The following is a 12,872-nucleotide window of genomic DNA, read 5'->3' as shown; positions in this document are numbered from 1 at the left end:
GTAAAATTTTAATTATCTTTAGGTCCTTTATGGTATTTTCCTTCAAAAATACACTTTTCTCCATATAAAAATTCAGTAGCACTGCTAAGCTGTGGAGCAGCATTTCCATTTTTTATCTGGTTTCCATTGATGCTGAAAATCATCATTAAACCATTGCAAATTTGTAAATTTTGGTTTGCTACAAAAGCAGTATTTCCTAATCCTTGTTGAGCGGCTTCTATTGATCTATTCCCGTAACGCTCATTGGGCAAACCTATCATAGATTGATGAACTCTATTATAATCGGACCATTCGTAATCTATGTAATCGGAGGCTTTTTTACCAACATCATCAGTTTCATTAGCTCTTAAAGTATGTCCATAATCATATAATGTTAATAGTTTATCAGGCATTACTTCTTTTATTGCACGCATAAACCAAAGAACAGATATATTCCCTTTTTGTGGCTTTTGTGGTAATTTTTCGTATTTTGCATATTCTTCATCTATATCCCAACCATCTATTCCCAATAGGTCGGCGTATCTTTTGCATTCACGAGCAAATTCCAAGGCTTCGTCATAATTTTGAAAATTATAATAGCCAACTCCTTGGTGATTAGGCAAAATGTCCAAAATTACTTTTATCCCTCTGTCTCGTAAAGGTTTTATGTATTTATCAGGGTCATTTACAATAGGTTGCAATTTTTCATTAAAATAAAGATACCGCTTTCCTGTTTTTGAATTATAATTCATATTAGCAGCGAATAAAACCACCATATCAAAAATAGGTTTTTTGCTATCTTTCAAAATGAATTGACCCATATTACGTATGTCCCAATCGTTGGTTTCGACATAGGCTACCATTTTCATAGGTTCAGTACGATTAGGGCAATTATAAGTTCCAGGCGGCATAGGTTTTTTACTTGTTTCGGAAAGAGCCACATAATCAGCATCTTTACGAACAATTACTGGATGCAACAATGTTTTTCCTTCTACACTAACCGCCAAAGGCAATATATAATTACCTTGTTCTAAGTTCCTGTAATCCTTTATTTTTAATTGAACTTCGCTTGATGTAGCACCTTTTTTGAACGTACCTTTTACAAATTCATAATTTGTATCGGGCAGGAGCAAATAATCATTAGCTCCTTTAAAATCATTGTATTGCTGCACCAATTTTTCAAAATCGGATTTCATCAAAGATATTTCTCCATCTTCTTTCGCCTGATGTCCCAATTCTGCCACAAAAGTATATTCACCATCTTGCGAAAAAGTAGATACAGAAGCCTTAGGGTCTTGTTTGTTTATAAGCGAACTTTCCATAAAAACTCCCGAAGAATTATCAGGTTTAGGCAACTCAAATTTTGGGTCAAAATCATCTTGACAGGCTCCCAAAAAAGCCATAGATAGTATTGTTATAAATATTTTTTTCATTTTAGTTAATTTTAAAAAGAGTTAATCAATTTTTAAAGGACTGGGTTCTTCAAAAATGGTAATTTTCTGGTCTCCGCTTTTACCTGCTTGTCCTTTTAGTTTTAAATTAAATCCATTTCCCGAAGCATCCATAATTTTACTATTAACAACTTCGTTCATTTTCCAATAAGCGTATAAATCAGTATCTTTTTTATCAACTTCGTAAATATTTTCTTTGATTTGTTGTGCTGAACGAGCTGTTTTCCAAACTCTTAATTCAGAAAGTCGGGCTTCAATTCCCCTGCCATCACTATAACTACGTCCTATGTAGAAATTATTTCCTCCTGAAAGGGCACCACTTTTTGTAAATTCAGTTACTTTCTCACCATTTACATAAACAATTGTTTTGCTTCCATTAACTACCAAAGCTATGTGATACCATTTTTTGGTTTTAAACTTCACACCTATATCCACACCATTAGCTTGTAAATGGTCGGGGTCTACTCCTGAATCGCCAAAACGTAACAAAGTTTGTCCTTCAACTCCCATAAAAGTACTAATTCCTGCTTCTCCGGTATCACCGGTACCTCTAAATTTTTCAACAAAAATTAACCCTTCAAGCGTAAAAGATGTATTAGTAAATTTTCCCTTTTCTAACTCGAAATATTCATCGCGAGTTATTTTCACCGTTTTATTTATCAGTCCTTTTACAACTTCAACGGTATAAAATAATGTTTTGGAAGTATTCAAAATGCTCGCTCCGCTTGCGGAATTCATCGTTACGGCAAACATATAGGGCGTATTTTCTTTCAATTGCGAAGAAATATCAACTTTTACACTTCCTTCATCAGATGTTACGCTTCCCGCTTTGATATTCAGCTGCGAAGTCAATGTTATATTCTCTTCAGGAAATGGAAGAAAATTTGTTTTATAAACTTTGTTATACTTTTCAACTTCCTGAGGATTGAGTGTCATCGAAACAGAAACGTCTTTTGAATTTTCTTTGACCAAAGCAACAACAAATTTTTCTTCTTTTTGAAGACCAATCTCATCAGCAGAAGCAGAAATAGTTGTTTTTTGAGAAAAATCGGCTTGTTTTCTGTTTGTACCTTCCAATTTGTAAAGAATCGCTTGTTGGTCGAACAATTCGCCTCCTTCTTTTTCTTCGCTTGAACAGGCTATCATTGATAAAAAGCCTATTGCTATCATTGATAATTTTATAAATTTCATTTTCATTTCAGTTTAAAATTTATTTCGTTAATTGTATTTTACCGATTGCATTTCGCAAGGTTTTAAAGGAAACATTTCCTACAATATCGTGATAATTTTTCTCGATGTGGTAATATGCTACTCCTCCCTTATTAGTAGCGTTCCAGTTAATTACATCGATGGTTCGAGGAAGTCTTCCACTAGGAGCAAAGATTTTGGTGTCTGCAAAGCCTTCTGCCAAATCTTCTTCGCCGAAGTCAACCGAAGGTAAATATCGGAAAGAAGCCCATTTTTGAGCCTGCTCATCAAAATTTTTGAATAACGCTTTTCCTTTTTGGCGATATACAATCCAATTTGCTGAATCAATGGGTTTAACGTCTGTTGTTTCTCCTCTTTCTCCGTATGGATTTTCAATCACTAAAAGAAGATTTTTTCCTTTGCCCGCCTCTTTTGTAATTTCGGCTAAAAAATTATCAAGATTTTCAGCAGAATATACTTCATTCAAATTTTGTGGAAATTCGATACTAACGCCATCAAATCCGTTATTTTTTGCAAATTGAACAACGGTAGTGGCTTGTTGCATTAGTTTTTCTTTTGCTTCTTTAATCAAATTATTTGTAATAGTTTGTTCAATTTGTTGCAATATTTCTTTTTTCTCATCAGCAGAAAGGCGTTCGTTGGTAACCTTCCATTCTTGCTCTTTTTCGGCTTTGCTTGTAGTTATTTTTTGTTCTTTTTCAGCCTCATATTCCTGATAAAAGGTTTCCAATTCAATTCCTACAAGAACTTTGGTTGCTTTTTTCTCTTGAACAAATTTTAAATCATTTTTTAAAATATCATTCATTTGCAAATAATTGTTTTTCAGAACAATTACATCTAAACTATCTGGCGTACTTTTCAGAAAAGCACCACTTTCTTGCCCCCAATTGTAAAACATTCCCATCGTGATAAGTCTGTTTTGCAATTGCGATTTGTATTGTTTTAGTGTCTGAGTATCAATATCTCTTTCAGGTGCAACAATTTCAATCGGTTCGATTTTATTACACGCTACGACAAGTAAAGCTAAGATACATATTATATTTTTCATCGGTAAATGTATTTTTGTTTGTGAATAAACTATTTAGCCCACCAAAGGTCAGTGGCTCCATTGTCAGCTCCTCCTAACAGACTGACAGCTTCTTGAATATTTTTCAGATTGCTTCCTTCATATTCTTTGGTTGAGAAAGGCAATCTACGCATTCCGCCTGTATCTTTTCCGCCATTTTGAGTGATTGATTTGATAAGTCCCCCACTTTTATTTTCAACAGAAGGAAGTAAGTTCGGATATCCTGTTCTTCGCCATTCAGCCCAGCCTTCGTGAGAACCATAAGGGAACATAGCAATCCATTTTTGAGTAATAATTCGAGCCAATTGTTTTTCTTTATCTCCATTGGCATCTGCCCAATTTACTGTAATTGGAGATGAAAAAGATGTGGCATTATACTCTGCTTTTAGCTCATCTACGAAAGCTCCCCGCTGATTGGAATTTGTCAAATAAGTGGTAGCATCGCCAGCTCCCCATTGCTCAAAAGACAATTTTATTCCTTCTTTGTACAAATCCTCCGCAGAACTTCCCATTGCCCAACCATTCAAAGCTCCTTCGGCTTTAAGGAAAGCAACCTCAGCAGCAGACATCCATACGATAGGCGAATTTTTTTGCAAATTAGGCAATGAATAATTAGCTATTACAAAGCCAATATTAGGAGCTCCTAAGCGACATCCGAAGAACTTTTTACCAGCAGTTCGGGTAGAAACTTCTGTGAAATATTTGGCTCGGCGTGGGTCAGAAAACGCATTCATATATTCGGTAATATCAGCACCCACACGAGAGTCTCCCCAAGAGGCACTTACTTTGAAAGTAGGATTGTCTATCGTTTGTAGTTGTGCATTATCAGCATTGGCTACAATTACTCCCTGTGCTACTGCCAATTCGGCATATCTTTGAGCCTCTGCTGGAGCAGCTTTTGACATTCTGATAGCAATTCTTAAAAGAAGAGAATTAGCATATTTTATCCATTTTTGCATATCTCCCTTATAAACATTATCAAACGGGGCATATTCTCTATCGGTAACATCTACTTTTTTCAAACCTTCAATGGATTTTACCAATTCATCACAAAAGCCCAAGTACAAATCCTTTTGAGAATCGTAAGGAACTTGCGATTGTCCCTCTTTCATTTTTGAATAAGGAAGTGGTCCATAAGTATCTGTTAACCAATGTGTAATAGCCACTCGATAAATACTTCCCAAAGCAAAATAAGGCTTGTCATAATCTCCTTTGGAAATCTTTTTCAATTCGTTGTATGCTTTATAGATTTTTGGATATGTATCATCAAAAGGATAGTTTACCCAACCACTACGCGGATTATATGTTTGGTAATCTCCTGTAAATTTGGTGGTTGCATATCCTGAATAAACCGTTGCATACATATCAAAACACATCTGATATGAGTTTTCTTGTTCAGGAAGTACCAATTTTTGCAAGTCAATCAATTGGTTACCTCCCTGTGGAATTCTATCTAATTCTTTACCAGTTATGCCATACTGGTCTCTATTCAAACTCTCAAAATTCTTGGTGCAACTTCCCAAAATAAGAGTGGCAACCATTACTATTATAGTCTTTTTCATTTTTTCAAATTATAAAATTAAAAATCAGCTTTAACACCCAATCCAAAACTACGCTGACTAGGAATCATAAAGTAGTCTAATCCTTGTACATAGTTTCCTGTCGATGAAACGGACTCTGGGTCGAAAGGAGCTTTGTTATAAATCATAACTAAGTTGCGTCCAACTACCGAAAGTGTAAGTCCCATTTGGTCATTCAATATTTTTTTAGGTAATTTGTAAGAAATATATGCTTCTTGCAAGCGGAAATTTGTAGCTGAATAAGTATAATATTGAGCCAATTGATTTTTACCTCGCACCTCAAAATAATTTTTAGGATTTACCCGTAGACCTCCTATCAAAACACCTCCTGCATCACGCGCTAATCCCGAATTTTTAGAAACTCCGTAGTGGTCTAAGGCAGCTTCAGTCATAGAAACGGCAATTCCGCCGATACGTCCAGAAAGCATTGCTCCAAAACTAAAATTCTTGTAAGTAAAATCATTACGCCAGCCTAATGTAAAATCAGGAAGTACACTGCCCAATTTCTCGAAATGCCCATTAGAGAAATCACTTTTAGTTATATTTCCATTTGCATCAACATAAATATTTCCATCAGAATCACGAGTGAAATCGGCATTAGTATATACATCACCCAGAGAACCTCCTTTTTTAAGGACATATCGTAAGGATCCAAATGAATTTTTTACCAGCGATTCCTTACCTTCTTGTTCTCCCGTTACAGGGTTTACGTAATCTTCAACCAACGACATTATTTCGTTTTTGTTGTAACCCATTGTAAAATGGCTGTTCCAATTAAAATCTTTGGTCATTTGAAAATCATATCCCAATCCTAATTCGATACCTCGGTTACGAACATCTCCCGTTTGCAGATAAATTTTATCATATCCTGTTGAAGGAGAAATCTCGGAACTGATAGTTTGATTTTTGGTATTTGTTTGATAGAAAGTAACATCTAATGTTAATTTTCCTTTTAGCCATTTGGAAGCAATTCCTGCTTCGTATGAGTTGGTACGTTCAGGATATAAAGAACCAATAGGGAAGTGAGAAACTGTTTTCCAAGTTTTGGTATCTTGATCAAAACTATAAGTAGGTGTAGTCAATCCTCTATCAAAAGGAGACCCTACAGAACTAAACGCTAATCGAACTTTCATAAAAGACAAAATTGGGTTAATTTTAACTTTTGTATCAGATGAAAGCATATCCGTTACTACAGCAGAAAGTCCCACAGACGGATAGAAGAACGATGAATTGGGAGAGTTTGCTAATTGCGAAGCCCAATCATTACGACCTGTTAAAGTTAAGTATAAGTATCCATTATAACCAGCTTCAAAACTACCAAAAACAGATTGTGTTTGTTCTATCCAACCTGCTTGTCCTGCTTTTGTTTTTTGAGCTCCTTGGTCAATATTAAACGTATTGAATACATTAGGTATACCATTCTCACGAATAGGGCCTGTGTATTGAGAATCATCGTAACGAGTATCTTGTAGCGAAGCTCCTAAGTTGGCCGTAATTACAATATTTTGTTCTCCTAAATTAAAGCGTTTTGAGAAGTTTGTTAAAATATCAGTATAAGTTTGTCTCTCAGTTCCTTGCAATAATCCAAAATAACCATTTTTGCTAACATCTAATGTAGCAGCCGTAGTAGCATAGCGTTTGTCGGTTGATTTGATGTGAGAATTATCTGTGCGTACACGCCCTGCGATGTCCCATTTTTCGGTTTCTGACCATTTTCTCAAATCGTAAGAAACGCCCAATGCAATCATATTACGCTCTCTTTTGACATCACGCAAATTACGATAAGCAACCCAATACGGATTTTGAAGTGTATAATCTCCTGTACCATAACGCCACTCTTGCTCGTAGATTTTTCGTGCAGGATTATATCGTTCAAAAGTACGAGTACTTGCAAGACTCTCACCACGAGGAAGTAAATAAGCTCCTACCAATGGGTTCATATACTCTCCCTGATTTATCATATTTCGATGATCTTGCAAGATATAATTTACAGAACCATCAATTTTCAATTTGTCATTCAACAAATGAGCTGTATTTCTGAATGTAAAATTATAACGATTATATTGGTTGTTAGGAACAATGCCTTCGGCTTGTGTGCTACTTGCCGAAAAATAAGTTTGATTTTTTTCATTTCCACCTGATAAGGAAATATTATTTGTGAAAGTATATCCTGTTTTGAAAAAATCTTTCGGGTCGTACTTTTCTACATTATCAGGAAGTTTAGCTCCCCACGAAGTGATAGTTCCATCACTTCCGTATGTGTTCTGAAATTTAGGTAAGATAAGGGGTGTAGAAATTTCTGTATTTGAAGAAAAATTAACTTGTAGTTTTCCCTCTTTCCCTTTTTTAGTAGTGATAAGAATTGCTCCATTGGCTGCTGCCGAACCATAAAGAGCTGCCGCAGAAGCTCCTGTAAGTACGGTCATACTTTCAATATCTTCTGGGTTAATATCGGCTATACCTTCTGTAGAACCTGTTGATTGAAATCTTCCGCTTCCTTGTGTCATTGTTGTAGAAAATAAAGGAACTCCATCAATAACATACAATGCATTGTTCGATTTTTCAATGGATTTGGCTCCCCGCATTACTACTTTGGTTGCTCCACCAATTCCCGATGAGCTTCTCTGAATAGTAACTCCAGCTACTTTACCACTAAGGCTATTTACAAAGTTTGCATCTTTAACCTTGGTAAGCTCCTCGCTATTTACCTGTTGTACATTGTAACTTAGTGCTTTTTCTTGACGTTTGATACCCAGAGCAGTAACTACAACTTGTTCAAGTTGTTGAGTTTCTTCTTGTAAAATAATTTTTACATTGGAACGAGATTGTGTTACTTGTAGTGTTTGCTCTTTGAAACCAATGAACGAAAATACAATTTCATTTTTGTCATTTGGAACATTGATTTCAAATTTTCCATCAAAATCGGTAGTAACCCCAATATTCGTTCCCTTTACTAAGATATTGACACCTGGCAAAGGCACACCAGAAGCATCGGTTACTTGTCCCGCTATTTTTTTGCTTTGTTGTTGAAAAATACTTGTTTTTAAAGAAAAATCATCAGTTGCATAAACTGAAGATGTTCCCAATCCATACAAAAGAGTGCAAAGTAAGAGCCATCTCACGCCTTCTTGTTTGATTTTTATTAACAAATCTCCCATAAAATAATTAATTAGTTAATGATAAATTATAATTTATAAATGTAGGACAAAATTACGAAAATATTTTCTTTTGACAAAAGAAAAAGTAATAAAAAAGTAATTTTTACCTAATTTAAGTTAGTTTTTATGAGAGAGTGTTGTAAAAATAAAAGACTTCAAGAATTTCCTTGAAGTCTTCAAAAAATTTATAAATGAAAAAAGAAAATTATTATCTACAACTTGCTTTCAAATACTCACGATTCATACGTGCTATATTTTCCAACGAAATTCCTTTCGGACATTCTACCTCACAAGCTCCCGTGTTGGTACAATTTCCAAAACCTTCCAAATCCATCTGATGAACCATATTCATCACACGGTCAGCAGCCTCAATACGCCCTTGCGGAAGCAGTGCAAACTGAGATACTTTTGCTGCAACAAATAACATCGCTGAGGAATTTTTACAAGTAGCTACACACGCTCCACACCCGATACACGAAGCAGCATCCATCGAAAGGTCGGCATCCAGTTTCGGAATCGGGATAGCATTAGCATCTTGCGTATTCCCCGAAGTATTTACCGAAATATATCCGCCCGCTTGTTGGATACGCTCAAAGGCAGTTCTATCTACAATCAAATCCTTAATCACAGGGAAAGCGGTTGCTCTCCACGGCTCGATAGTGATTGTATCACCGTCGTTGAACATACGCATATGCAACTGACACGTAGTAATTCCACGGTCAGGCCCGTGAGCTTCTCCATTGATGAAAAGCGAACACATTCCACAGATTCCCTCGCGACAATCGTGGTCAAAAGCCACAGGCTCTTCACCTTTGGCTACCAAATCTTCATTAAGTACATCCAACATTTCCAAGAATGACATATGCTCGGAAATATCAGTTACTTTATATTCTACCATACGACCTTGGGATTTTCCATCCTTTTGTCTCCATATCTTCAATGTCAAATTCATACTTATTTTTTTTAGGCAATAGGGATTAAGCAATAGCACCTTCCTTATCCTTTTTGCGATTTTACTTTTTTTTTAAGACAAAGTCCGCATTGCGGAGTATGTAAGGGTTAGATAATAGACCGATACTAATAACTAACCCATTTTACATTTTTATTTTCTGAGTTTTATAATTAAAGAATTAAGCATTTTACCTATTTCCGAAATCAAATTTTCAATCAATTGACTATTTTCGTTTGAGATAAATTGCTATTCTCTGGCGATATAGAGTTGGCTTTCCAATTCAAACAATGAACCTCGTGCAACAGACAAAAATTGCAAATAACTTTTGGAAGAACCTCGCCCATAACCTTCCGCTATATTTGACGGAATGGAAACTGCACTCCGGCGAATTTGATTTGTTAATCCAAATTTTTCTTCCTCTGGGAACAAACGAGTTATGCCGTATATTTGCTTAACTAAAATAATTGCCTTTTGCCAAACAATCAACTCTTTGTATGATGAAATTTTGCTCATTGCTATTATTTTTGTTATTATCTATTCCCTAAATTCTATTGCCTATTGCCTAACTCCCTATTGCCTACTTATAACTTCTCTGTGCTAATTTTATATCTTTAAATTCTAATTGTTCTTTATGCATTATTTCTTCGCTTGGGTTGTAGGTACATTTAATCTCATTCGGATTTCCCGTATATTCCCAAATCGATACGTGTGCATAGTTCTCATCATCACGAAGTGCCTCACCATCAGGAGTTTGATACTCTTCACGGAAGTGTCCTCCGCACGATTCATTACGCTCCAACGCATCTTTGGCGAATAGCTCACCAAGTTCTAAGAAATCGGCTACACGACCTGCTTTTTCAAGCTCATTGTTCATTTCGTACATTCCCCCTGGAACTTTTACATTTTTCCAGAAATCTTCACGAATTTCACGAATTTCCTCAATAGCCTCTTTCAATCCTTGTGCATTTCGAGCCATACCTACTTTGTCCCACATTACTTTTCCAAGTTTGCGGTGGTAATAATCTACCGAATGCGTACCTTTATTATTGATGAAAAATTCCAAACGCTCTTTCACCACTCGCTCAGCTTCTTCGAACTCAGGCAAATCCGTAGAGATTTTTCCTGTACGGATGTCAGCTGCCAAGTAATCACCTATGGTATAAGGCAATACGAAATATCCGTCAGCCAAACCTTGCATCAATGCCGATGCTCCCAATCGGTTTGCTCCGTGGTCAGAGAAATTTGCTTCTCCAATACAATAACACCCTGGTATTGTGGTCATTAAATTATAATCTACCCATACGCCACCCATTGTATAGTGCGTTGCTGGATAAATCATCATCGGAGTTTTATACGGATTTTCATCTACGATTTTTTCATACATTTGGAAAAGGTTTCCGTATTTTGCCTCAACGATTTTCTCTCCTCGTTTGATAATTTCTTCTTTGGAAGGATTTTCAATTCCGTGGATTTTACACTGCTCTTTTCCGTAACGCTCAATAGCTGATGAGAAGTCCAAATATACGGCTTCACCCGTAGCATTTACTCCGAAACCAGCATCGCAACGCTCCTTGGCGGCACGTGAGGCAATATCACGCGGAGCCAAGTTTCCGTAAGCAGGATAACGTCTTTCCAAGTAATAATCGCGGTCTTCTTCGGCGATTTCGGTTGGTTTTTTACGTCCTTCGCGGATAGCATACACATCGTCCATTTTTTTAGGAACCCAAATGCGTCCGTCATTACGAAGCGACTCGGACATCAAAGTCAATTTTGATTGATAATCGCCCGAACGCGGAATACAAGTTGGGTGAATTTGCGTAAAGCAAGGATTTGCAAAAAATGCTCCACGTTTGTGAGTTTTCCAAGCCGCAGTTCCGTTACAGCCCATCGCATTGGTCGAAAGGAAATACACATTTCCGTAACCTCCCGTTGCAATTACCACAGCGTGAGCCGAATGACGTTCGATTTGTCCTGTAATCAAATCACGAGCGATAATTCCACGAGCTTTTCCTCCAACGATAACCACATCAAGCATTTCGTGGCGGTTGAACATATCAATTTTTCCACGAGCAATTTGTCGGTTCATTGCAGAATATGCTCCTAAAAGAAGCTGTTGCCCTGTTTGTCCTTTTGCATAGAAAGTACGAGAAACCTGCGTACCACCAAACGAACGATTGTCCAAAAGCCCGCCATAATCACGAGCCAACGGCACTCCCTGAGCCACACATTGGTCGATGATATTTCCTGAAACTTCCGCCAAGCGATATACGTTTGCCTCTCTGGCACGGAAATCCCCACCTTTTATTGTATCATAAAAAAGTCGATAGCTTGAATCTCCGTCTCCTTGGTAGTTTTTAGCGGCGTTGATACCACCTTGTGCTGCAATTGAGTGAGCTCGACGTGGCGAATCTTGGTAAGCAAATGCCTTTACATTATAGCCCAACTCAGCCAATGTAGCTGCTGCCGAACCTCCCGCAAGCCCTGTCCCTACAACGATAATATCAATATTACGCTTATTGGCAGGGTTTACCAAATTGATTTTATCTTTATACTTCGTCCATTTGTCCGCTATTGGACCTTCTGGTATTTTTGAATCTATTTTCTTCATATTTATAAATTATGAATGTGAGAAATTACTAAAAAAATGAAATAAGGCTATAAAAATAAAGCCTCCACAAATGATATAGGAATACCATTTTCCGATAGAAACCAATGTTTTTTGCCGGATTGTGAGAATTCCAACCGATTGCATTGATGATTTGAATCCGTGAAGCAAGTGCAAGCATAAGAAAATAAAGCTAAGCACATATACAGCTACAGTAATAGGATTACTTAGTGTAGCTATAAGGTCTGCATAATAGCGAAAACCTCCATCTATTCCTAATCCTGTCATATCACCTTGTACATATTTTACGTTCATTTCGTGAATCCAAAAATGTTTCAAATGAAGAATTAGGAACATTAGTACGACTCCACCGCTGTAAATCATATTACGTGACATCCAAGTAGAGTTAGCTCCGCCATTGTATTGTACGTAAGCATTTGCTCCACGTGCTTTTCGATTTTGGATTTCTAAAACGAACCCCATTACGAAGTGGAAAATAACTCCCAAAAGCAAAATAGGTTGCATTGCAAACTGAATAAGTGGATTGGTTCCCATAAAGTGGGATAGCTCATTGAATAAATTTTCGCTAAACACCGAGGTCAGATTCACTGCAAAGTGAATAACTAAGAAGATGACCAAAAAGATTCCTGAAAGTGCCATAGCGACTTTTCGAGCAATTGATGTTTTAAATAATTTTGCCATGTAAATATATTATTTTATAAAATTTAAAATTGCGAAACAAAGGTACTACATATTATACGTTTTTACCAAATTTCTATTGATGAAAAAAGGTTTTTCAATCTAATTTATATTTAGTATAAAAAAGGAAAATCAAAATATGATATTTATCAGAAAAACAAGCAGATACTCTA

Annotated in this window: 9 protein-coding genes; all 9 read right to left on the bottom strand. The window is 36.4% G+C overall.

Going from position 1 to position 12,872, the window contains the following annotated elements; translation table 11 throughout:
• Window positions 1–8 precede the first annotated feature (8 nt).
• On the bottom strand, window positions 9–1,412 hold the full coding sequence (locus OO775_RS08930; RefSeq protein WP_264846740.1) for a BT_3987 domain-containing protein: 1,404 nt from the start codon (window positions 1,410–1,412) through the stop codon (window positions 9–11).
• A 21-nt stretch (window positions 1,413–1,433) separates the two neighbouring features.
• Window positions 1,434–2,621 carry a DUF1735 and LamG domain-containing protein gene (locus OO775_RS08925; protein WP_264846739.1) on the bottom strand — a complete coding sequence of 396 codons (1,188 nt, stop codon included), beginning with the start codon at window positions 2,619–2,621 and terminating at the stop codon, window positions 1,434–1,436.
• A 19-nt stretch (window positions 2,622–2,640) separates the two neighbouring features.
• The gene (locus OO775_RS08920; RefSeq protein WP_264846738.1) at window positions 2,641–3,687 is read right to left on the bottom strand and encodes a glycoside hydrolase family 18 protein; all 1,047 of its coding nucleotides are present in this window, start codon (window positions 3,685–3,687) and stop codon (window positions 2,641–2,643) included.
• A 29-nt stretch (window positions 3,688–3,716) separates the two neighbouring features.
• Window positions 3,717–5,267, bottom strand: coding sequence for a SusD/RagB family nutrient-binding outer membrane lipoprotein (locus OO775_RS08915; protein WP_264846737.1), 1,551 nt, complete (start codon window positions 5,265–5,267; stop codon window positions 3,717–3,719).
• 17 nt (window positions 5,268–5,284) lie between these two features.
• Entirely contained in the window at window positions 5,285–8,443 is a 3,159-nt protein-coding gene (locus OO775_RS08910) for a SusC/RagA family TonB-linked outer membrane protein (RefSeq protein ID WP_264846736.1), read from the bottom strand.
• A 208-nt stretch (window positions 8,444–8,651) separates the two neighbouring features.
• Complete coding sequence (locus tag OO775_RS08905; RefSeq protein ID WP_264846735.1) at window positions 8,652–9,395, bottom strand: succinate dehydrogenase/fumarate reductase iron-sulfur subunit; 744 nt, start codon at window positions 9,393–9,395, stop codon at window positions 8,652–8,654.
• Window positions 9,396–9,641: 246 nt separating this feature from the next.
• Window positions 9,642–9,908 (bottom strand): four helix bundle protein, encoded by a 267-nt coding sequence (locus OO775_RS08900; protein WP_264846734.1) that lies wholly within the window; start codon window positions 9,906–9,908, stop codon window positions 9,642–9,644.
• A gap of 64 nt (window positions 9,909–9,972) precedes the next feature.
• Window positions 9,973–12,003, bottom strand: coding sequence for a fumarate reductase/succinate dehydrogenase flavoprotein subunit (locus OO775_RS08895; RefSeq protein WP_264846733.1), 2,031 nt, complete (start codon window positions 12,001–12,003; stop codon window positions 9,973–9,975).
• 9 nt (window positions 12,004–12,012) lie between these two features.
• Window positions 12,013–12,702, bottom strand: a complete 690-nt coding sequence (locus OO775_RS08890; RefSeq protein WP_264846732.1) for a succinate dehydrogenase cytochrome b subunit — start codon at window positions 12,700–12,702, stop codon at window positions 12,013–12,015.
• Window positions 12,703–12,872: the final 170 nt, after the last annotated feature.

It is taken from the genome of Capnocytophaga catalasegens, from assembly GCF_026005215.1.
Taxonomy (GTDB): Bacteria; Bacteroidota; Bacteroidia; order Flavobacteriales; family Flavobacteriaceae; genus Capnocytophaga; species Capnocytophaga catalasegens.
Note: the sequence above shows the minus strand (reverse complement) of the source record. Positions and strands in the feature narration are given on the sequence as shown.